The 19,880-nt window shown below is 48.3% G+C and carries 23 protein-coding genes and 1 riboswitch (1 of these 24 running past the window's edge); of the genes, 14 read left to right on the forward strand and 9 right to left on the reverse strand.

Going from position 1 to position 19,880, the window contains the following annotated elements; translation table 11 throughout:
* Positions 1–45 precede the first annotated feature (45 nt).
* From AB432_RS05785 to AB432_RS05800, 5 genes are all read right to left on the reverse strand, one after another.
* Positions 46–897: an NAD(P)-dependent oxidoreductase gene (locus AB432_RS05785; RefSeq protein WP_048031439.1), complete on the reverse strand. Its 852-nt coding sequence runs from the start codon at positions 895–897 to the stop codon at positions 46–48.
* Positions 898–920: 23 nt separating this feature from the next.
* Complete coding sequence (locus AB432_RS05790; protein ID WP_048031440.1) at positions 921–1,736, reverse strand: pyrroline-5-carboxylate reductase family protein; 816 nt, start codon at positions 1,734–1,736, stop codon at positions 921–923.
* Positions 1,737–1,831: 95 nt separating this feature from the next.
* Positions 1,832–2,512, reverse strand: coding sequence for a zinc metallopeptidase (locus AB432_RS05795; protein WP_048031441.1), 681 nt, complete (start codon positions 2,510–2,512; stop codon positions 1,832–1,834).
* Positions 2,513–2,736: 224 nt separating this feature from the next.
* Positions 2,737–2,877, reverse strand: coding sequence for a hypothetical protein (locus AB432_RS30665; RefSeq protein WP_007729817.1), 141 nt, complete (start codon positions 2,875–2,877; stop codon positions 2,737–2,739).
* 79 nt (positions 2,878–2,956) lie between these two features.
* A complete protein-coding gene (locus tag AB432_RS05800; protein ID WP_048031442.1) occupies positions 2,957–4,243 on the reverse strand; it encodes a glutamate-1-semialdehyde 2,1-aminomutase in 1,287 nt (428 codons plus the stop codon).
* A 165-nt stretch (positions 4,244–4,408) separates the two neighbouring features.
* Between AB432_RS05800 and AB432_RS30960 the strand changes: the two genes are divergently transcribed.
* From AB432_RS30960 to AB432_RS05820, 5 genes are all read left to right on the forward strand, one after another.
* Positions 4,409–4,663, forward strand: coding sequence for a hypothetical protein (locus AB432_RS30960; RefSeq protein ID WP_235617625.1), 255 nt, complete (start codon positions 4,409–4,411; stop codon positions 4,661–4,663).
* A gap of 33 nt (positions 4,664–4,696) precedes the next feature.
* Positions 4,697–5,251: a protein phosphatase 2C domain-containing protein gene (locus AB432_RS30965; protein WP_268811847.1), complete on the forward strand. Its 555-nt coding sequence runs from the start codon at positions 4,697–4,699 to the stop codon at positions 5,249–5,251.
* Positions 5,252–5,340: 89 nt separating this feature from the next.
* Positions 5,341–6,351 carry an ABC transporter ATP-binding protein gene (locus AB432_RS05810; protein ID WP_048031443.1) on the forward strand — a complete coding sequence of 337 codons (1,011 nt, stop codon included), beginning with the start codon at positions 5,341–5,343 and terminating at the stop codon, positions 6,349–6,351.
* Entirely contained in the window at positions 6,344–7,138 is a 795-nt protein-coding gene (locus AB432_RS05815) for an ABC transporter permease (RefSeq protein ID WP_048031444.1), read from the forward strand. The genes AB432_RS05810 and AB432_RS05815 overlap by 8 nt, the downstream gene beginning before the upstream one ends.
* Positions 7,139–7,146: 8 nt before the next feature.
* Entirely contained in the window at positions 7,147–7,944 is a 798-nt protein-coding gene (locus AB432_RS05820; RefSeq protein ID WP_048031445.1) for an ABC transporter permease, read from the forward strand.
* A 166-nt stretch (positions 7,945–8,110) separates the two neighbouring features.
* On the opposite strand, the gene AB432_RS30970 is transcribed toward AB432_RS05820, so the two are convergent.
* Complete coding sequence (locus tag AB432_RS30970) at positions 8,111–8,221, reverse strand: putative holin-like toxin (protein WP_235617626.1); 111 nt, start codon at positions 8,219–8,221, stop codon at positions 8,111–8,113.
* 225 nt (positions 8,222–8,446) lie between these two features.
* A riboswitch (FMN riboswitch) is annotated at positions 8,447–8,601 on the forward strand.
* Between the two features lie 234 nt (positions 8,602–8,835).
* Between AB432_RS30970 and AB432_RS05825 the strand changes: the two genes are divergently transcribed.
* Complete coding sequence (locus AB432_RS05825) at positions 8,836–9,447, forward strand: ECF transporter S component (RefSeq protein ID WP_048031446.1); 612 nt, start codon at positions 8,836–8,838, stop codon at positions 9,445–9,447.
* Between the two features lie 311 nt (positions 9,448–9,758).
* Positions 9,759–11,225, forward strand: coding sequence for a proline--tRNA ligase (proS, locus tag AB432_RS05830; RefSeq protein WP_048031447.1), 1,467 nt, complete (start codon positions 9,759–9,761; stop codon positions 11,223–11,225).
* A gap of 52 nt (positions 11,226–11,277) precedes the next feature.
* Here the strand turns inward: proS and AB432_RS05835 are convergent, their stop codons facing one another.
* Both AB432_RS05835 and AB432_RS05840 read right to left on the reverse strand, forming a co-directional pair.
* On the reverse strand, positions 11,278–11,916 hold the full coding sequence (locus AB432_RS05835) for an HAD family hydrolase (RefSeq protein WP_048031448.1): 639 nt from the start codon (positions 11,914–11,916) through the stop codon (positions 11,278–11,280).
* A gap of 63 nt (positions 11,917–11,979) precedes the next feature.
* Positions 11,980–12,597, reverse strand: a complete 618-nt coding sequence (locus tag AB432_RS05840) for a winged helix-turn-helix domain-containing protein (RefSeq protein WP_048031449.1) — start codon at positions 12,595–12,597, stop codon at positions 11,980–11,982.
* Positions 12,598–12,753: 156 nt separating this feature from the next.
* Here AB432_RS05840 and bcp point away from each other — a divergent pair, with 156 nt between their 5' ends.
* The 4 genes from bcp to AB432_RS05860 are packed head-to-tail and all read left to right on the forward strand — an operon-like array spanning position 12,754 to position 15,659.
* The gene (gene bcp, locus AB432_RS05845; RefSeq protein WP_048031450.1) at positions 12,754–13,224 is read left to right on the forward strand and encodes a thioredoxin-dependent thiol peroxidase; all 471 of its coding nucleotides are present in this window, start codon (positions 12,754–12,756) and stop codon (positions 13,222–13,224) included.
* A gap of 37 nt (positions 13,225–13,261) precedes the next feature.
* Positions 13,262–14,314: a M42 family metallopeptidase gene (locus AB432_RS05850; RefSeq protein WP_048031451.1), complete on the forward strand. Its 1,053-nt coding sequence runs from the start codon at positions 13,262–13,264 to the stop codon at positions 14,312–14,314.
* Between the two features lie 9 nt (positions 14,315–14,323).
* Positions 14,324–15,085, forward strand: a complete 762-nt coding sequence (locus AB432_RS05855; protein WP_048031452.1) for a class I SAM-dependent methyltransferase — start codon at positions 14,324–14,326, stop codon at positions 15,083–15,085.
* Positions 15,086–15,110: 25 nt separating this feature from the next.
* Positions 15,111–15,659, forward strand: a complete 549-nt coding sequence (locus tag AB432_RS05860) for a cob(I)yrinic acid a,c-diamide adenosyltransferase (protein ID WP_007728750.1) — start codon at positions 15,111–15,113, stop codon at positions 15,657–15,659.
* A gap of 39 nt (positions 15,660–15,698) precedes the next feature.
* Here AB432_RS05860 and AB432_RS05865 read toward each other — a convergent pair whose 3' ends face one another.
* Complete coding sequence (locus AB432_RS05865; RefSeq protein ID WP_048031453.1) at positions 15,699–16,610, reverse strand: complex I NDUFA9 subunit family protein; 912 nt, start codon at positions 16,608–16,610, stop codon at positions 15,699–15,701.
* Between the two features lie 118 nt (positions 16,611–16,728).
* Between AB432_RS05865 and nth the strand changes: the two genes are divergently transcribed.
* The 3 genes from nth to AB432_RS05880 form a co-directional block, all read left to right on the forward strand.
* Complete coding sequence (nth, locus tag AB432_RS05870) at positions 16,729–17,412, forward strand: endonuclease III (protein ID WP_012684795.1); 684 nt, start codon at positions 16,729–16,731, stop codon at positions 17,410–17,412.
* Between the two features lie 153 nt (positions 17,413–17,565).
* Entirely contained in the window at positions 17,566–18,000 is a 435-nt protein-coding gene (perR, locus tag AB432_RS05875) for a peroxide-responsive transcriptional repressor PerR (RefSeq protein ID WP_047073745.1), read from the forward strand.
* A gap of 271 nt (positions 18,001–18,271) precedes the next feature.
* Positions 18,272–19,880: the 5' portion of a glycosyl hydrolase family 18 protein gene (locus tag AB432_RS05880; RefSeq protein ID WP_048031454.1), read on the forward strand. It continues 125 nt past the right edge of the window; only the first 1,609 of its 1,734 coding nucleotides appear in the window; its start codon is at positions 18,272–18,274; its stop codon lies beyond the right edge, outside the window.

Here is a 19,880-nt window from a genome sequence, read left to right on the forward strand (position 1 = left end):
AAGAAACCCCCACTTCAACCGGTAGGTAAGTGGGGGGAGTATTATTCATTTTCCCTCGAGATGACGCAGGATCGCCATCAAATCCAGCTCGCCCAAGCCTTCTTCCAATGCATGACGATAGGTCGCATTTACGGATTCAGCCAATGGGGTAGAGACGCCTGCTTCATTCGCAAGGCGAAGGTCCTTGGCCATATGCTTTAGGGCAAAGGCAGCCGGATAGTCGTCAGCGAGGATGGAAGCGGCCTTTCCGCGAATGAGTGGCGTTCCTACGGCGCTCTCGGAAATGATGTCCAGCATTTGCTCCGTACCAATGCCGAGGGATCGTGCGAATAATAAAGTTTCAGACACACCTTGTACTGTAATGCCGAGCAGCAGGTTGATCGCCAGCTTCGCAGATGTACCCGCTCCGTTTGGTCCCAAATAAAAAGCGGCTTTGCCCAGCTTGTCCAGCATAGGCTTGGCTACCTCAAAATCCGCCTCTTCGCCGCCTACCATGATGACGAGCTTCCCTTCTTTTGCAGGTCCTACACTGCCAGATACAGGCGCATCGAGAAAGCGCAGCCCAGCTTGTTTGGCGTGCTCGGCAAGAAAACGGGAAGTATCTGGTGAAATGGTGCTCATGTCCACGGCCAGCTTTCCTTGCACGGGAAGACTCAAGAGACCACCTGAGCCCGTATAGATTGCTTTTACGGCATCATCGTCACTTACCATCGTGAACAGTACATCGCTTTGTGCTACCAAATCTGACAGAGTGGCTGTCTCCTTCGCTCCCAGAGCCACTAATGGTGCAGCTTTTCCCGGTGTACGATTCCAGACACGTACGTCGTAGCCAGCAGCTAGCAGATTGCTAGCCATTGGAATGCCCATATTCCCCAAACCAATCCAACCGATGATCATCGTCTTGTTCTCCTATCCGTGATTTATGCTTTTATTTGCTGTTGGACAAGTATCTTTAAAGCAGCGTGCTTGGATTCTGTCATTGCAAACAACTCGTCAAATCCGGAAGGAAGCGTCTTGTCAAGAACACGCAAGCCTTCCTCGGTAATGCCACCTTTGGTAGCAACACGCTCGATTAGCTGGTCGAAGCTAAGCTGTTCATTTTTGAGCAAAAGAGCGGTTCCCAGCATCGTTTCCACCAGCATGCTTCTCGCAGTATCCAAGTCAAGCTCTGGTGTTTTGCGAACGGCTGCCTGGGCGAACAAGTCAAGAATCCCTGCGATCAGTCCTGGTGCGCTACTGGTGAGGATCGTTGCTGTTTCGATCTCGACCTCGGACACTTCCTGTGATTGACTAATGGAAGACAAGAGCGTGAGAAGGTCATTGCGATCCTCTGCACTTGTTCGACTGCTACATGTAAACAACGATACACCATGCAACTCTTGCGAAGTGACGGTAGGAATTACCTTGCTTACGGCTCCAGCATGGACGGTTTCCAAATCATCGATGCTAACGCCTGCTGCCACAGAAACAATATGTACACTTTCAGGGATAGACAACTCACGCAGTAGAGGCAGGATATCCAGTGGCTTTGTGCAGAGAAAGACCAGCTTTGCCTGGTCGCACACCTCTTGCGCACTTTCGGCTATGAGAATGCTATGTGATGCTTGCAGATTTTCAGCCTTTTCTCTTGTTCGATTGAAGACGCTGATATGCTCGGGCTGGATCACACCGCTTTTACAGAGTGATTTCACCAGCATTTGTCCCATACTGCCTAATCCAATGATTCCAATTCGCATGTGCAAACCCCCCGTCTTATTGTAACGTAGCCTCATGAAAAAAGGTACAGCCTCCCATGTGAGAGCACTGTACCTTTGCAGTTTCGTTAAAGAGATTAGTCGTCAGAGCTACGGAAAATCATGATGTACTTCGCCAACTCGAGAACAGAGATCAGAGCGGCAGCTACGTAAGTCAGAGCGGCTGCGCCCAGTACTTTGCTTGCTCCACGCTCTTCTTCATTGCGGATGAAGCCCATTTTGAGCATCAGTTCTTTCGCACGGCTACTTGCGTTAAACTCGACAGGCAGTGTCACGAGCTGGAAAGCAACTGCTCCGGAGAAGAAGATAATCCCGATGAGCAGGAGTCCAGCCATTTTAAAGAAGAAACCAGCCAACAGCAGCAATGGCGCCACACCGGACACCAGATTGACTACTGGGAAAATACGATGACGTGCTACCAGCATCGGGTAGGAGACCTTGTGTTGAATCGCATGGCCGACCTCGTGACAAGCAACGGACAGGGATGCAATCGAGTTTCCGAAGTATACAGGATCAGACAGGCGTACGACACGGTCAGTCGGGTCGTAGTGGTCAGTCAATGTACCTGGGATGTGCTGAACAGGAACGTTCGTCAAGCCGTTCGCATCGAGCATGCGGCGGGCAGCCTCTGCACCGGTAAGACCGGAGGAGGTAGGAACTTCGGCGAATTTGTTAAAAGTTCCTTTCACACGGAACTGTGCCCAGAGCGACAGTCCGAATGCAATCAGAATCAGGAAATCCATAGGATGGAAAAACATTCCACACTCACTCCTCGTTGTAATCTATGAAAACGAAATGTTGCTAAGCCATACATGTAACCCTACTACTTCATTCTGTCCCATATTCATGTATACGAATAAGTCCTGTGACAGTTTCACTATTTTATTGTACAATCTCTGACTATTATTGACAATGTTGCTGCATGCGAAAAAAACAGACACATTCCTCGTCATTATGATTGGGAATGTGTCTGTTTTGATGCTCATCTGTCGTGATTTTGGGTTTTGTGATGCTCGGTTTTGCGTGGGTTTTGAAAGCCGGTCACTTCGAGCATTTTACTGCTCATTTTGGAATCCAACGTCTTTTCAGGAGCCTGCGGATATGATTTTTCACCTTTGGACACCGGGATATCCTCCTCGAAAACATAATCGCGAACAGGCTTATTATTTCCTTGGACGGATGCGAAAGGACGTGGGAATGGTTTACAGCTGAGAAAAGGCGCGGTCTACAGCTGCGATGGTGTATTGAATGTCTTCTTCTGTATGAGCTGTGGTCACGAACCAGGCTTCATATTTGGATGGTGCCAGGCATACACCTTCATTCAGCATCAGTTGGAAGAAGCGGGCAAAAATTTCTCCATTCGCTTTCTGAGCAGCATCATAATCATGAACAGGCTCGTCCGTGAAGTAAACAGCCAGTGCCCCTTTTACACGATTGAGCTGAATGGTTACGCCGTGTTTGTTGGCTGCTTCGGTGATTCCGTTCGCAAGCATGGCGCCCAATCGTTCGAATTCATCGTACACGCCCGGCTGTTTCAATACTTCCAGGCAGGCAATTCCCGCACGGATGGAAGCAGGATTACCGGCCATTGTTCCTGCTTGATACGCAGGTCCGAGTGGAGCGACTTGCTCCATGATTTCCTGACGTCCGCCATAAGCGCCGATTGGTAGACCGCCACCGATAATTTTGCCCAATGCAGTCAGATCAGGCTCGACTCCGAGGAGGTTTTGTGCTCCGCCATAGCAGAAGCGGAAGGCCGTGATCACTTCATCGTAGACGACAAGGGCGCCAGCTTCGTGCGTAATGCGGTTAACCTCTTCCAGGAAGCCAGGCTCAGGTGCCACGATACCGAAGTTACCGACAATCGGCTCAACGAGGACGCAAGCCGTTTCGCTTCCCCATTTGCTCATAGCATTTGCGAATGCTTCGACATTATTAAAAGGTACCGTAATGACTTCGCTGGCAATGCTTTGTGGAATACCTGCACTGTCCGGAATCCCCAAGGTAGATGGACCGGAGCCCGCAGCAACGAGCACCAAATCAGAGTGGCCGTGGTAGCAGCCTGCGAATTTGATGATTTTGACACGACCGGTATAGGCACGCGCTACACGAATGCAGGTCATGACTGCTTCTGTACCGGAGTTATTAAATCGAATGCGCTCCATCGAAGGGATTGCTTCGCGGATCATGTTTGCGAAGGTAATTTCCCATGGAGTAGGAGTACCGTACAGGGTTCCGTTGGCAGCCGCTTCGCAAATCGCTTTGGTTACATGTGGATGGGCATGGCCAGTAATGATGGGGCCATATGCTGCTAAATAGTCAATATATCGATTGCCGTCCACGTCCCAGAAATACGCGCCCTGGGCACGTTCCATCGTTACGGGTGCTCCCCCGCCTACAGCCTTGAAAGAGCGGGAAGGGCTGTTTACCCCGCCCAGAATGACGTCGAGTGCTTCCTCGTGCAGTTGCGCGGATCGTTCACGTTTCATGCATATTCCCTCTTTTCTTTTGGAACTACCTCTTTTGGAAAAAGTCCTTCATTATCTTACCACAGCTATTCAACAACTGGATATGAACGGAGAGCTATAGATGAAGGAAAGGAAAAATGATACAATTTTCAAGCAAATCACTCCATGCGTAAAGGCGGGGTCATCATGAAACTTGAGTGCATTTCCATGAAAGGAAGCGGCAAAAGCAATGAGGACGCCTACGTGATTCAGCAGGTTAAGCATGTGTATGCAGTTATCGACGGCATTACGTCGCTGATTCCGTATGAGAATGCAACAGGACAGACAGGTGGAGCTATCGCGGCTGAGCTCGTTAAAAACCAGCTGGAAGCAATGCCGGAGGATGCAGCTTTGCACGATTATTTGGAGACGATAAACGAAACTCTTCAGGAACGTATGTAGCAGAGTGGCATCGATCTTGAGAAAAAGGAAGCATTGTGGGGAGCGGCCTGTGCAGTCGTCCGTGTAGGAGATGCCCATATCGAGTACGCGCAGTTGGGAGATTGCATGATATTTGCCGTCTATGAGGATGACGCTGTGCGACCCCTGACGCATACGCAAGTCAGCCATTTGGAACAGGCCGCCTTGGCGAAGTGGGAAGAAGGAATTCATGAAGGATTGTGTACGCGAACAGAGCTGTACGAACGATGTATGGACATCCTGATCCATAACCGCTATCAGGCGAATGGACCAGGAGGCTATGGCGTGTTGAATGGCGATGCTGCCTGTCGTGATTTTATTGAGTATGGACGCATGAATCGAATTGGCGTGAAGGCATTGGTTCTCATAACGGATGGCCTTTTCATGCCGAGAGCTTTAAGTGGATCACAGCCGAAGTGGGAAGAGACGGTGCTGCCGATCGTACATAAAGGGTTGCAACGTTATACAGACGAGCTCATCTCTCTGGAAAACAACGACCCCGAATGCATCCGCTATATCCGCTTTAAAAAGTCAGACGACAAAACGGGCATGATCCTTTATCTTCATTAACAGTTTGGTGCAGTTTGCCTTTTGCACAAATCGATTGGCTCATATACACTACAAATGGTATTTAAGCGAAGAAAAAAGGACGGTTTTGCATGATTCAGGTAAATCATTTACAAAAGGATTTCCGCATCCATCAGGCCAGACCGGGCCTTGGTGGTGCGTTTCGTGATTTGTTTAGTCGGGAGTACAAGACGGTAAATGCGGTGGATGACCTTTCTTTTACAGTAGAGGAAGGGGAAATGTTCGCACTGATTGGGGAAAATGGTGCCGGAAAATCGACCACGATCAAGATGCTGACCGGTATCTTGACCCCGAGCGACGGCGAAATCGTCATTAACGGCTATGTGCCCTTCAAGCAGCGGGAAGAGTACGTTCGTTCCATCGGAGTTGTTTTCGGGCAGCGCTCTCAGCTTTGGTGGGACCTATCGCCGCTAGAGTCCTTCCGCCTGTTGAAAAGTGTTTATAAGGTTGACGAAGCAGAAGGAGAAAAGTGGCTGGAGCGTTTGATTGAGGAGCTGGAAATTTCCCCGTTCGTCAGTCAGCCAGTGCGCAAGCTGAGTCTCGGACAGCGGATGCGCTGCGAAGTGGCTGCTTCGTTGATTCATAAGCCGCGCCTGCTGTTTCTCGATGAACCGACAGTTGGACTCGATGTGCTCGTTAAGCAAAAAATCCGTGAGTTTCTCCGCAATCTGAACGAGACGGAAAATATGACAATCTTGTTGACGACTCACGATGTGTCAGACATCGAAGCCCTCTGTAAACGCGTGCTTGTCATGGACAAAGGGAAGCTGATCTTCGATGGCTTGCTGAATGATCTCAAGGAAAAATGGGGCAATGGCACAGAGGTGTCCTTCCAAATGAAAAAGCGCACTTCAGCAGCCGCACTCCGTCAAGCATTGGGAGAGATGCCTTGTGAGATCGAGCAAATCAACGATTTTACCCTCAGTGTAAAGGTAGCGCGCAGTCAGGAAATGCTGCCCTTTGTTTTGTCGACAGTCATGTCATCCTTTGAAGTCAGTGACGTGAAAATCGAGGAGACGAGCACAGAGGATATCGTTCGCAACATTTATTCCTCAGACCAAGAGGTAGCCAGCCATGCGTAAGCTTTATATGGAACTCATCCGCATGAGGTTTTTGACGATGCTTGCCTATCGTGTGAACTATTACAGCGGGATCATTATTTACGCGATTAACATCGGTGCGTACTACTTTTTATGGGGAGCGATCTACGGAGGCCAGCAGCAGTTGGGCGGGCTTACGGTGGAACAAATGACTTCCTACGTTGCGATTGCTTGGATGTCGCGGGCGTTTTATTTTAACAACATCGATACAGAAATAGCCCAAGACGTCCGAGAAGGCAAGGTCGCGATCGAAATGATACGCCCTTATAATTACTTGTCCGTGAAAACGGCGCAGGCGTTTGGGGAAGGGATCTTTCGCTTTCTCTTTTTCGCGGGTCCAGGGATATTCCTTATCAGCCTAATCATTCCGTTCAGCTTCCCGGCGACAGCGACTGGATGGGGGCTGTATTTGATCAGCTTGATGTGTGCGTTTTTGATCAATACACAAATTAATCTGGTAACCGGCTTGCTGACTTTCTTCTTGTTCCGAAACGATGGCATGATGCGAGCCAAGCGAGTCGTGGTGGATCTGTTATCTGGTCTCGTGCTGCCGATCAGCTTTTTCCCGGGCTGGGCGCAAACGGCAATGGGGTATCTTCCATTTCAGGCGGTCAACTACTATCCGAGCCTGATCTTCACAGGTGCGATTACAACGGAACGTTCCTGGGAATTGATCGGTTTTCAGGTCATCTGGATGTTTGTCATACTGGTTCCCATCTTGGTGATGTGGCGTCTTGCCCGCAACAAGCTGGTTGTGCAAGGAGGGTAGAGTAGAGCATGCAAAACATGAAACATATTTTTAGTATTTTTGCCGACTACCTGAGCCAGTACTTCAAGACGAGACTTGCCTATCGAACGGATTTTCTCGGGGATTTTGTGTCCAATCTGGTTTCTGAGCTGATCAATCTCATCTTTATTATTGTCGTGTTCACGCATGTTCCGCTGATGGGGGATTGGACGCGTGACGAGATTATCTTTATCTATGGTTTCTTTTTGGTTCCATACGCGTTGTTCTCGATGTTCTTCGGTTTTTGGGACTTCAACGAACGGTATATTATCCGAGGTGAGATGGATCGCATACTGACGAGGCCGATTCACAATCTGGCGCAGGTGTGTCTCGAATCGATTGCGCCAGACCGCATTTTTGGAGTCATAACCGGGATCATCATTATGGGGTATGCTGCCATTCAACTCGATTTGTCGTTTTACTGGTACGACGTGTTCATCTTTATCGGGCTCTCGATCAGCGGGGCACTGATTTACGGTGGCGTGTATACCGCGATTGCTGCGGTTAGCTTCTTTTCCGACTCGCGGACAGGGATTGCCCCGATGATTTACAACATCCAGCAATATGGGCGCTATCCGGTAGACGTGTACAATAAGGCTATTCGCTTTGTGCTCACCTACGTGCTGCCGTTTGCCTTCGTAGGTGTTTATCCGGCGGCATACTTTTTGCGCAAGGAAGTCTGGTACACATATGCGGCAATGACGCCAGTAGTGGCTGTTATTTTCTTTGGGATTGGGCTTCTCGTTTGGAACTGGGGTGTCACGAAGTATCGGGGAGCGGGTTCTTGATGATTTATAATCTGAAGTCGTTGTGGTAATATTGGATGTAACGAGATCGAAAAGCATAAGGTAAAAAAAGACCGTCCCGGCGGCAACCGGAACGGTCGGTACAATAGGCGCTTCCCCCTAAAGGGGTGCGGCTCAATACTATGTTGTGAAATAGACCGCAGAGCTGTCAACTCAAGGGCGGTCTTTTCTTTTTGGTCAAGGTAACAACCAAGCCGATTAAAGCGACCAGGAACAACCCAAACTGGAAAAGTAGTCCGAGTGTTTCATTCGTTACCACAGGCCTCACCCCCTTTCAAATGGGGATGAGCCGCGACCACCCTTGAGGAGCCGATTCTATTGTACAAGCGAATGATAGCATGGAATGCTCTCTATTTAGTAAGTGTCTTTTTTTATTCGTTATTCACACTAAACTCATCGGAAAAATAAACAAGAAGTGTCGCTTTGGCAGTTTCCTCTATTGTCAAATCAAAAAACAACAGTATAATATGCTGTATACAACTACACATTCCTTCGGGGCAGGGTGAAATTCCCGACCGGCGGTGATCATGCTTTGTGCATGTTAAGCCCGCGAGCCTCCCGAGCTGTAAGTAGCGACGGAGTGCAGGATCTGGTGTGATTCCAGAGCCGACAGTACAGTCTGGATGGGAGAAGGATGACGACAGTACGTTTATCACACGTGCTTGTTTGCCTGTGCAAACGGGATGAGAAGGTAGAGGCCAGCCCTCTTGTTTCTTGTACCTTTTATTTGCGCACGGTTTTGTCATACGCTTGCAAATGCCCTGTGGAACTTATAGCCACAGGGTTTATTCTGTTTGTGTAACAAGACGTGTGAGCTTACAACGACTGTTGCCATTCCTCAAGAAGGAGTAGAAAAATGAGGAGATGGTAAACATGAAAGAAACAGCGCTGCATTCTTCGCGCACACGTGCAACCCAAAAGCTGGTGACGATTCCCATGCTGGCGGCCGTTGCATTCATTTTGCAGTATCTCGAGGTTCCCGTACCGCTCATGCCAAGCTTTTTAAAGCTCGACTTCAGTACACTCCCCGCATTGATCGGGGGACTCATGTACGGACCAGTAGCTGGCGTTATTATCGAGGTACTGAAAAATACACTGCACATGCTCTTTAAAAATACAGACGGTCTTTTGATCGGTGAGCTCGCAAACGTTGTAGCAGGATCAAGCTTTATTTTTGCGGCTGTCTACATGCAGCGTCTCGGTCAAGGTAAAAAAGGCTTCCTGACTGGTCTTGCTCTGGGTACGATTTTGATGACGATTGTCATGGCTGTGGCCAATGCTTATGTGCTGTTGCCTGCGTACGCTGTGCTTTATCAAATGCCGCTTGAACAGCTCTTGACCATGTTCAATGCGACAAGTATCTGGTCATTGGTTCTGTACGGAATCGTCCCGTTCAATCTCTTCAAAGGTGTTATGATTTCAGTGGTTGCGTATCCGATCTACGTGAAGCTCGGCTCCAGAATCGCTGCGCGTACCAACAATTGACAAGCACGATGTGACTCGCTAATATGTTTAGTTAATAGATAGTCACAAGGCTATGAAAGGACCCGCAGCTATTCCCACGTGACAGAGAGTCGGCCCTGGTCTGGAAGGCTGATACGTAAAGGATACCTGCACCCCATCCTGAAGCCGCTGGTGAAGAGCTAAGCCGGACGCCCACCGTTATCGGGTTATCGAGAGGACTATGGCGTATGCTGTAGTCAATCAGGGTGGTACCGCGGAAGTTAATCCTCCGTCCCTTTTTGGGATGGGGGATTTTTTGCATTTTACGTAAGAACAAAAAGGAGCGTAGACGGATGAAAGAGGACAAAGCGTTTGTAAAAGAAATTACACCGCAATCGGAGGATTTTTCGCGTTGGTACATCGATGCCATTAAAAAGGCGGATTTGATGGACTACACACCGGTACGCGGCTGCATCGTGTTTAAGCCGGATGGCTTTGAACTATGGGAGCGAATTCAAGAGGCGATGAATAAGCGCTTCAAGGAGACAGGGCATCGCAATGCCTATTTCCCGATGCTGATCCCCGAGTCCTTCTTTCAAAAAGAAAAAGAGCATATCGAGGGCTTCAATCCAGAGTTGCCTTGGGTAACAGAGGCTGGGGGCGAGCCGCTAGAGGAAAAGCTCGCGCTACGTCCAACCTCCGAGACGATCATCGGACATATGTACAGCCAATGGATTCAAAGCTACCGTGACCTGCCTGTATTAATCAACCAATGGGCAAACGTTTTTCGTTGGGAAAAGCGGACGATGCCGTTCTTGCGGACATCAGAATTTCTCTGGCAGGAAGGCCACACGGCACATGCGACAGAGGAGGAAGCTCGTCAGGAAACGATGCAAATGCTGGAGATTTACCGAGAGGTCGTCGAGCAAGAGCTGGCTATTCCGGTTTGGAAGGGACAAAAAACACCGAGTGAACGCTTTGCTGGTGCTGTTGACACGTATTCCATTGAAGCGATGATGAAGGATGGCAAAGCAGTGCAAGCGGGCACCTCGCACTATTTGGGCGATAAATTCGCGCGCGGCTTTGAAATCAAGTTTTTGGATCGTGACAATCAGTTCAAGTACGTTCACACCACATCATGGGGAACCTCTACGCGACTGATTGGTTCAATGATCATGGTGCATGGCGATGACCGCGGTCTAGTGTTGTCGCCTCGCATGGCTCCGACACAGGTTATCATGATTCCAGTCGGTCCGATGAAGCTGCGAGAGAAAGTAATGGAGGCGTTTGATCCTCTCTTTGACGAGATTAAGGCCGCAGGAGTGCGTGTCCGTGCTGATCTTCGGGAAGAAACACCAGGCTGGAAGTTCAATGAGTGGGAAATGCGTGGGGTTCCTCTGCGTCTGGAGCTCGGACCGCGTGACGTGGAAAATGGTCAAGTAATTCTGGCTCGTCGTGATACAGGGGAGAAGGTGACGGTTTCACTTGAAGGTATCGCGCAGACAGTTGTTCAACTGTTGGAAGAGATTCAGCAAAATATGTTCCAAAAAGCACTAGCCTTCCGTGATGAAAACTCACATTTGGGGATTGATACACTGGAGCAGCTATCCGCTCATATTGCCAAAAACGAGAGCGACAATAAAACGAGTGGATGGGTGTTAGCTGGCTGGTGTGGGGATGATGCTTGTGAATCGAAGATCAAAGAGGAAACTAAGTTCACCTCTCGCAACATCCCGTTTGAGCCTCCTGTAAAAAAGAAAGCCTGCATTTGCTGCGGCAAAGAGTCACAGCATAGCGTCTGGTTCGGTCGGGCTTATTAATCAAAAAAAGGGTGTGTCCACGCTTCGGCGGCAGGGCACACCCTTTTTTCATCTAGCGTCCGAGTATCCAATCGGTAAAAGCTTGCACATCCGTAAAGTGGTAGTCAGGCTCGGGATCGAATTTTCCCGACTTTTGTGTAACCAAAAGCCAATCCACACCGACTGTTCGCAAACCAGCGGCTCGACCAGCCAACACGTCAGCATCACTGTCACCTACGAAAATGGTTTCCGCAGGCGTAGCGCCTAGCTGTTTCATAGCGGTCAAAATACCTTCTGGATGAGGCTTTGGTTGTGTAACCTCATCCCCTGTGATCACGACGGAAAAATACGAATCTAATCCCCATTCTCGAAGGGAAATGTCAGCGCTTTTGCGTCCTTTTCCTGTTACAATTCCCATTTGGATACCTGCTGCGTGAAGTTCATCGAGCATGCTTCGGATATTTTCCGGGTTTTGTACGCGGGAGTGTTCGTCTGTGTATACACGATAAAAATGAGCGAGGGCGTTGTCATGGGCATGTGAGGGAAGCTTGTTTTGCAAAATGCCTGTCTCTGTGGGGCCAAAGAGAGCTACAATCTGCTCGTCGGTATAATGCTCTTGTAAAAACTGCTGAAAGGTAGAGCGAAAAGCGGTGAAGATCAAGGGGAGGGTATCGGCAACTGTGCCGTCGAAATCAAACAAGATCGTCCGCATTGGAGTCCTCCTTTGATTAGAAAATGAAAGAAAACCATCGTATCTGATGGTTTTCTAGGTGACTTACTCATCCGAATCATCAAAAGGATCATCTGCATCATCTGTTGGGTCAGCTGGAGTCAATGGGAACAGGGTGTCGAAAAACTTGAATTTTCGACGGCCAGATTCCTTTTTGAACCCTTTGTACTTTTGCAACAGCTCAGAGATGTCTTCCACAAATTGATTACGTTCATCTTGACTCAAATAAAATTCAGTCAAATTATAAGCGAACGTATTCTGATACTCTTTCCTAACATCTTGGTCGCTTGCGACGAAGCGATTGAGAGTTCGCATGAGGTCCTTTTCCGTAGTACGAAACGGAGTAAACATGACATCACTTAATTGTTGAGCGTTTTCTTCAATCATCAATTGGAGCTTGACCTGAATGACCTTGGCAACAGGCTCATAATATTTCTCCACAATAGAGCCTTTTACCCGGGTATCCACTTGCTCGAGCAGCCCAACACGCACGAGCTCCTTCACATGGTAATGTAGCCGTGCTGCATTTTCGCCTAGTTCTGTAGCGATTTGTTTGGCCGTTCTGGGCTCCAAATCTTCAAAGAGTTCCAAAATTTTAACCCGTTCCGCTATAGCAAGCGATTTTAGCGCTTCTGGATCTGTTACTTCAAAAAACTCTTTCATGCGAATTCACCATCCAACTGACTAGGCCAAATTTTATTTTTTTTAATTCTATCCTTTTCTGAATCAAAGCGCAACTTGTATGCGGATGAAGTGACTACTAGATTGTGGTAAAATGGGACCAGCAAAAACAGGATATTATCGAGAGGAGGGAAAAGTTTGACGGCAGTAGGACAAGCTGCACCTGCATTTACTTTGCAGGCGAGCGACAATCAGACCCTCTCACTTTCCCAATTTCATGGTCAAAATGTAGTGCTATATTTTTATCCGAAGGACCAAACACCGACATGTACCACAGAAGCATGTGATTTCCGTGACTTCCATTCGGGCTTTGCTGAGCTGAATACAGTTGTTCTTGGAATCAGTCCAGACTCTGTGAAATCGCATGACAAGTTTATCGCGAAGCACGAATTGCCTTTTCCACTTCTGGCAGACCCGGATCACCAAGTGGCAGAGGCTTATGGTGTGTGGGTGTTGAAAAAAATGTACGGAAGAGAGTACATGGGCATAGAACGCACGACGTTCGTCATCGACAAAGAAGGCAACATTGCAAAAGTATGGCCAAAAGTAAAGGTAAAAGGGCATGTGCAGGAAGTGCTTCAATTTATTAAGGAAGAGCTTCAATCCTAACGTTTGTTTCGCAATGAGTGAATGGAGGAACATACAGATGAGTGTATCTACGGAATATGTTGTACAAAGTTTTTGCCAATTGGCGAACATCCCAAGTCCATCTGGCAATACGGAAAAAGTAATGGCCTGGGTTGCACAAGAGTTAGAAAAGCTTGGCGTTTCATATAAACGGACAAACAAAGGAGCAATCGTTGCAACAGTAGCGGGGGCCAGTAATGAAAAGGCAAGACTCTTGACCGCTCATGTCGATACGCTGGGCGCGATGGTAAAAGAAATAAAGAGCAACGGACGCTTGAAGCTGACCTTGATCGGCGGCTTTGCATTCAATGCGATTGAAGGGGAGCACTGCGTTGTAGAGACAAGCAGCGGTCGTCTTGTAACCGGTACCATTTTGTCCACTAAAGCTTCCGTACATGTTTACAGCTCAGAAGCGGGGAAAGCTGAGCGCAATGAGGCGAACATGGAAGTTCGACTGGATGAAAAGGTCACCAGCAAAGAGGAAGTCCTTGCGCTTGGGATTTCCGTCGGAGATTTTGTCTCCTTTGATCCGCGCGTGACGGTTACAGATAGCGGCTTTATCAAGTCTCGTCATATTGACGACAAAGCGAGCGTAGCTGTGCTGCTGGGAGTTCTGAAAGAACTGAGTGAATCAGGTGTGAAGCTGCCTTACACCACGCACTTTTTTATCAGCAATAATGAAGAAATCGGCTACGGTGGCAACTCCAGCATTCCTGACAACGTGGTGGAGTATCTGGCTGTCGACATGGGCGCGATTGGGGACGGACAGACGACAGATGAGTATTGCGTGTCCATTTGTGCGAAGGATTCCACAGGACCTTACCACTACGGATTGCGCAGCCATCTGACCAAGCTCGCACAAGCGAACGGTCTGAACTACCAAGTAGACATTTATCCCTACTATGGTTCTGACGCAAGCGCTGCACTGAGGGCCGGATATGACGTTGTCCATGGTTTGATCGGACCGGGAGTAGATGCATCCCACTCCCATGAACGTACACATAAAGAAGCGCTCGATAACACGGCAAAGCTCGTTATGGCCTACCTTCAATCAGATGAAATGCAAGCATAGGAGGACCAGATGAGCAATATGTATCAATGGGCTGATTACTATGACCTTACTCAACGCGGTGTTGCGGGTGATGTTGAGTTCTATCTGGAACAAGCGAAGCTGGCAGGGGGAAAAGTGCTGGATCTCGCTTGCGGCACCGGAAGAATCAGCATTCCGATGGCGCAGGCTGGCATCGACGTTACCGGAATTGACCTATCCCAAGATATGCTGGCAAGGGCTCAGGTAAAGGCAGAGGAACAAGGTGTAACATCCGGCTTGAAGCTATTGCAGGGAGATATGCGCTCCTTTGACCTGCAAGAGTCATTTTCGCTGATTATGATTCCTTTTCGGTCGTTTTTGCATCTGTTGCATGTTCAAGAGCAAATGAAGGCATTGACGTGCATTCGCAAGCATATGGCTCCAGGCGGGAAGTTCATCATGAACGTGTTTGTGCCCAAGATTCATCATTTTTACGAGGAAAATGAAAAAATGTCCTTGCGTGGCACCTATCCACTGCCGTCGGGGGAAGAGGTTGCCATGTGGGATTACACCCGTTATGACCATTTTCAGCAACTGTCCGAAGTGACACGCATTTACGAGCGTACGAATGCACAGGGCGTTGTGACGGAACGGGTAAAAGGCCGATTTACTCTCCGCTATATTTTCCCCGCGGAGCTCCATCATCTGCTTCGCTTAAACGGCTTGAAGGTCACACAACGATACGGTTCTTTTGCAAAGACACCTTTTGATGCAAATAGCTCAGAATTGATTCTGGTCGCAGAAGCTTTGTAAACGGAACCTGTGGAGGGGATATGGAATGAAGATTTATACAAAGTCAGGGGATAAAGGTGAGACGTCACTGGTTGCAGGTGTCCGCGTGCCTAAGTTTGCGGACCGCGTAGAGGCATACGGTACGTGCGATGAAGCCAACTCACAGATAGGATTGGCATTGGCTCTGTTGCCTGCGACAGAAGAATGGAAGGAATTGCAGGATGTCTTCCATGTCATTCAGACAAAGCTGTTCCATGTAGGGGCTGAGCTGGCGACGCCAGAAGGCAAAAAGGTAGGTTGGCCCATTGCAGAAGAGGACGTTACTTTTCTGGAAGAGCAAATTGACATGCTAGATGCAAAGCTGCCTCCGCTCACCAATTTTATATTGCCTGGCGGACATCCGGCTGCGGCTGCCTTCCATGTTTCGCGTACGGTCGTCAGACGTGCAGAGCGCAAAGCAGTCCATGTGGCACAGCAGGAGCAGGTAAACCCGTCCGTGGTTAAGTACCTTAACAGATTGTCTGATTATCTGTTCGTTGTGGCTCGTCATATTAATAAAGAGACAAGTGCAGTGGAGAAAACGTTGCACGAATAGGCAAAAGCCCCCTGGGATCAAGCAGGGGGCTTCAACCTTTTATTTTGTACGGAGGTAAGTGGTGATTCCCGGGAGAAAGTCGATTTTTTCGGTGTGAAAAGTATCGTAGAGAAGCTTTCCGTCCTTACATGCGTTTCCTTCTAGCAGCATAGTGAGCTGCGTGTTGGTAATCGGGAAAAATGGGAATCGCTCCATCATATTTACCACAGGCTTCATGAAAGCAAGGGGAATGTGAATTTTGTTGACCTTCGGCTTTCCGAGAGCCTCGCCAATCGTATCTAAGATTTGTCCGTAGGAAAGTGGTTCGGGTCCACCTGTTTCGTAAGTTTGATTGGTTGCTTCGGGTCTGCTCAAGGCTTGGACGAATACATCAGCCACCGTCTTGCGAGCAACTGGTTGCAAAGGGTAGGAGCCATCGCCAATGACTGGTGTGACAGGTAATCGGACCAGATCGGCGAGCATATTCACGAATTCATCCCCGGGACCAAAAATGACAGATGGACGGAAAATGACGTACGGAATACCGCTTGCTTGAACAAGCTGCTCCGCTTCGTATTTGGTTCGATGATAGGCGCTCGTGGCGTTTTTGCGTGCGCCCAGAGCACTCATATGGACAAAGCGCTTGATTCCAGCTTGCTTGGCAGCCTCCAGTACATTTTGTGTACCCTCTACATGGATACGAGAAAAGAGAATGCCTTTCCCTGGTTGTTCGCGAATAATTCCGACGAGGTGGATGACAGCATCGCAGCCTTGCATCCCTCCCATCAAAGATTCTTTATCAAATAGATCGCCAGTCGCTTCCGTTATATGTAGAGTGGCGGTTTCGTTTTTGGGAAGCTTACCTGTTGAACCAGATCTGGTGAGGCAAACTGTTTCATATCCTTCTGCCTGCAAGCGCTCGAGAATACCCCGTCCAACAAACCCAGTGGCACCAGTCAGGAATACTTTCATGGAAAACCTCCTCCCGTTAAATACTTCCAGACCCATTGTACAACAGGTTCAGCCTGCGGTGCTATCGATTGCTATGTTGACCAAGGCGGTATAATGTAGGGAAAAGGGGGATATATTTATGGCACAACGCAAAGTACCTGTTGCCGACATCTTGGATAATTTGCAACAGCTTTATCCGGATGCGCACTGTGAATTGAATTATACAACCCCGTTTGAACTTCTCATTGCGACCATTCTTTCTGCCCAATGTACAGATAAACGGGTGAATGAGATTACGGCACCCATGTTCCAGCAGCTAAACCAGCCGGAGCATTACCTTCATTTGACACAGGAAGAAATGGAAGAGCATATAAAAGGGCTCGGGTTGTATAAGAATAAGAGTAAAAACATTTTAGAGACCTGTAGAATCTTGTACGAAAAATACAATAGCGAAGTACCACAAACGCATGCCGAGCTCGAAGCATTGCCGGGAGTAGGGAGAAAGACTGCAAATGTCGTTTTGTCCAATGCATTCGGGATTCCTGCGATCGCAGTGGATACGCATGTATTCCGCGTAGGAAACCGGTTAGGCCTTGCGAATAGCGACAATGTGGATGAAGTGGAGCGTCAGCTCATGAAGCGTATTCCAAAAGAGAAGTGGACGGATGCGCATCATTGGCTAATCTGGCACGGCAGACGTGTATGCTCGTCGCGCAATCCACAGTGCGGCAGCTGTACACTTCAATCCATGTGTAAGTTTGCACAGGCGGAAGCCAAAAAAGCCAAAAAACCTGCAACCAAAAAGCCCGCAAAAGCAAAGTAAAAACTTGATTTTCCACTTCTTTCTGTTCAAATCGAATGAATGGATATTGACAGTTTTCGCCGACTAGACGTACACTTATTTATAGTAATTCTAATCAATGACATTAGAGAAGCTTGTTCTTTTGTCTTGCGAAAGACTGTGGGGTGTAACAAGATGGTACAACGTGTGGAGAAAGCTGTTGAAATCCTGAAGAATACAGGGGTTCGCATGACACCTCAGCGCCATGCAATTTTGACCTATTTGCTGGAAACGATGACCCACCCGACGGCTGACGAAATATATAAAGCCCTTGAAGGCAAATTCCCGAATATGAGCGTTGCAACGATTTATAACAATCTACGAGTCTTTAAAGATGCTGGATTGGTTACAGAGCTCACTTACGGGGATGCGTCCAGCCGATTCGATGCCAATGTGGAAGAAGATCATTATCACGCGATCTGTTCCTCCTGTGGTGCGATCAGGGACTTCCACTTTCCGTATTTGCGGGATGCAGAAGTAGCTGCTTCCAAAGACATCGGCTTCAAAGTAACTGGACATCGTATGGAAGTTTATGGCGTTTGTGATTCCTGTCAAAAGAATCCCCACTAAGAATGTATTTGATGGATGAGCACCTCCTGCTTGAATCGGATAATCCCGGTGATGCAGGGGGTGTTTGCTTTTGGGGGACATAACCCTTTTTGTCGATATCTGTAACCTTTTGGCTTCTCGTACGTCTTTTTCTTGGTAGAGCTTGTCCGTGAATTACCAGAATACAAAAGGTTGTGAATGGATTGAACCAACGCTATGATCGAAATAATGAGTCAAATCATACAGCCCAAGTCAGAAGACAGGCTTATGGACCGGGAAGCAGGTGGAGATTATGAGCAGGGAGTCGGGTAGAGTTCAGCGACCAAGAAGAAGGAAACGACGGGCTTTTCGCACGCTGTTTTTGTTAAGCTTTCTCTTGTTGGCCATCTTCGGCAGCATTTACTGGTTTTTTGTGCTCCGTGCCTCAACTGAGCATGTGCAGCCGTATAATGGTGAGAAAAATGTGATTGTATACGAAGGCTCGCGAAAAGAGTCCACGTATGTGTTGGAATCAGAGCAAATATTGTTGCCCTTTGATTTCATTAAAGAGAACATTGATCCTGCGATTTTTTGGGATGAGCCTACACGTTCCGTTATCGTTACGACGAAGGATAAGGTGCTTCGGATGGAGAGCGGAGAAGTTGTCGCCTATCTGAACAAAAAACCTGTGGATTTACTCGTTCCGGTAAAAGAGGTGGACGGCACACGCTATGTCCCATTGGATCCATTGGAAAAGCTGTATCCTTATTCGTTTGAGCGAAAAGCAGACACGGGTGTCCTCGTCGTCGAAAAAGAGGGCTACGAAATCCAGCAAGCAAAAGTAATCGCTGCCGAGGAAAAACAAGCAGTCCGTACCGGTTCTTCTCACCGAACCCCGATCGTAGCAGAGCTGACGTCAGGAGAGGTTGTTGACGTTCTTGGCAAAAAAGAAAACTGGTATCGCGTTTTGACGGCTTCGGGAGTAGGCGGATTCATTTCAGAGAAAAGTATTGAAATGACAGATGTGCGCAAAGTCCAGCTAGAGCACACGACTGCTACCGGACAACAACACGCTGCTTGGAAGCCCGAGGGAAAGATCAACCTCGTATGGGAGCACGTCGTCAGTAAAAATCCGGATGTTTCAAAAATTGGTGCATTGCCAGGAGTAAATGTCGTTTCACCTACTTGGTTTGAAATGAAGGATGCAGAAGGAAATCTGTTGAACAGGGCCGATCCTGCGTACGTCAAATGGGCCCATAAAAGGGGCTACAAGGTTTGGGGGCTCGTTACAAACGGCTTTAATCCTGACTGGACCAAGTCTGTTCTCAGCAGCTATGACAAGCGAGATAAGTTAATTGCCCAACTCTTGTACTACGCTCATCTATACGATCTCGATGGCATCAACATCGATTTTGAGAACGTGTATTTAGAAGAGAAAGAGGAACTCGTTCAGTTTGTACGGGAGCTGACGCCGTATCTCCATCAGCAAGGACTGACCGTTTCCATAGATGTGACGATCAAATCAAACGCGAAGCAATGGTCCATGTTCCTGGATCGAAAAGCTTTGGCCGAGGTCGTCGATTATGTTGCGGTGATGACGTATGACGAGCATTGGGCTGCGAGTCCAAAAGCGGGATCTGTCGCATCGTTGCCATGGGTGGAGCGAGGCTTGCAAGGAGTTTTGGAAGAAGTCCCTAACGAAAAACTGCTGTTGGGTGTACCTTTTTACACACGCTTGTGGACAGAAGCCAAGCAGGCTGATGGCACTGTGAAGGTTAGCTCCAAAGCTTATTCCATGACGAAAGCACAGGACTGGATCAACGAGCGCAAACTGACGCCGGTTATGGATGAAGCTTCAGGTCAACATTACGTGGAGTATAAAGACCCGAAGGATGGCAACGTCTATAAAATGTGGATAGAAG

Origin of the sequence: Brevibacillus brevis, from assembly GCF_001039275.2 — a bacterium.
Taxonomy (GTDB): Bacteria; Bacillota; Bacilli; order Brevibacillales; family Brevibacillaceae; genus Brevibacillus; species Brevibacillus brevis_C.

Coding starts and splice junctions, on each gene's coding strand:
- AB432_RS05785 (WP_048031439.1), bottom strand. CDS start 897: ATGATCATCGGTTGGATTGGTTTGGGGAATATGGGCATTCCAATGGCT.
- AB432_RS05790 (WP_048031440.1), bottom strand. CDS start 1,736: ATGCGAATTGGAATCATTGGATTAGGCAGTATGGGACAAATGCTGGTG.
- AB432_RS05795 (WP_048031441.1), bottom strand. CDS start 2,512: ATGTTTTTCCATCCTATGGATTTCCTGATTCTGATTGCATTCGGACTG.
- AB432_RS05800 (WP_048031442.1), bottom strand. CDS start 4,243: ATGAAACGTGAACGATCCGCGCAACTGCACGAGGAAGCACTCGACGTC.
- AB432_RS30960 (WP_235617625.1), top strand. CDS start 4,409: ATGAAACTTGAGTGCATTTCCATGAAAGGAAGCGGCAAAAGCAATGAG.
- AB432_RS05810 (WP_048031443.1), top strand. CDS start 5,341: ATGATTCAGGTAAATCATTTACAAAAGGATTTCCGCATCCATCAGGCC.
- AB432_RS05815 (WP_048031444.1), top strand. CDS start 6,344: ATGCGTAAGCTTTATATGGAACTCATCCGCATGAGGTTTTTGACGATG.
- AB432_RS05820 (WP_048031445.1), top strand. CDS start 7,147: ATGCAAAACATGAAACATATTTTTAGTATTTTTGCCGACTACCTGAGC.
- AB432_RS05825 (WP_048031446.1), top strand. CDS start 8,836: ATGAAAGAAACAGCGCTGCATTCTTCGCGCACACGTGCAACCCAAAAG.
- proS (WP_048031447.1), top strand. CDS start 9,759: ATGAAAGAGGACAAAGCGTTTGTAAAAGAAATTACACCGCAATCGGAG.
- AB432_RS05835 (WP_048031448.1), bottom strand. CDS start 11,916: ATGCGGACGATCTTGTTTGATTTCGACGGCACAGTTGCCGATACCCTC.
- AB432_RS05840 (WP_048031449.1), bottom strand. CDS start 12,597: ATGAAAGAGTTTTTTGAAGTAACAGATCCAGAAGCGCTAAAATCGCTT.
- AB432_RS05850 (WP_048031451.1), top strand. CDS start 13,262: ATGAGTGTATCTACGGAATATGTTGTACAAAGTTTTTGCCAATTGGCG.
- AB432_RS05855 (WP_048031452.1), top strand. CDS start 14,324: ATGAGCAATATGTATCAATGGGCTGATTACTATGACCTTACTCAACGC.
- AB432_RS05860 (WP_007728750.1), top strand. CDS start 15,111: ATGAAGATTTATACAAAGTCAGGGGATAAAGGTGAGACGTCACTGGTT.
- AB432_RS05865 (WP_048031453.1), bottom strand. CDS start 16,610: ATGAAAGTATTCCTGACTGGTGCCACTGGGTTTGTTGGACGGGGTATT.
- nth (WP_012684795.1), top strand. CDS start 16,729: ATGGCACAACGCAAAGTACCTGTTGCCGACATCTTGGATAATTTGCAA.
- perR (WP_047073745.1), top strand. CDS start 17,566: ATGGTACAACGTGTGGAGAAAGCTGTTGAAATCCTGAAGAATACAGGG.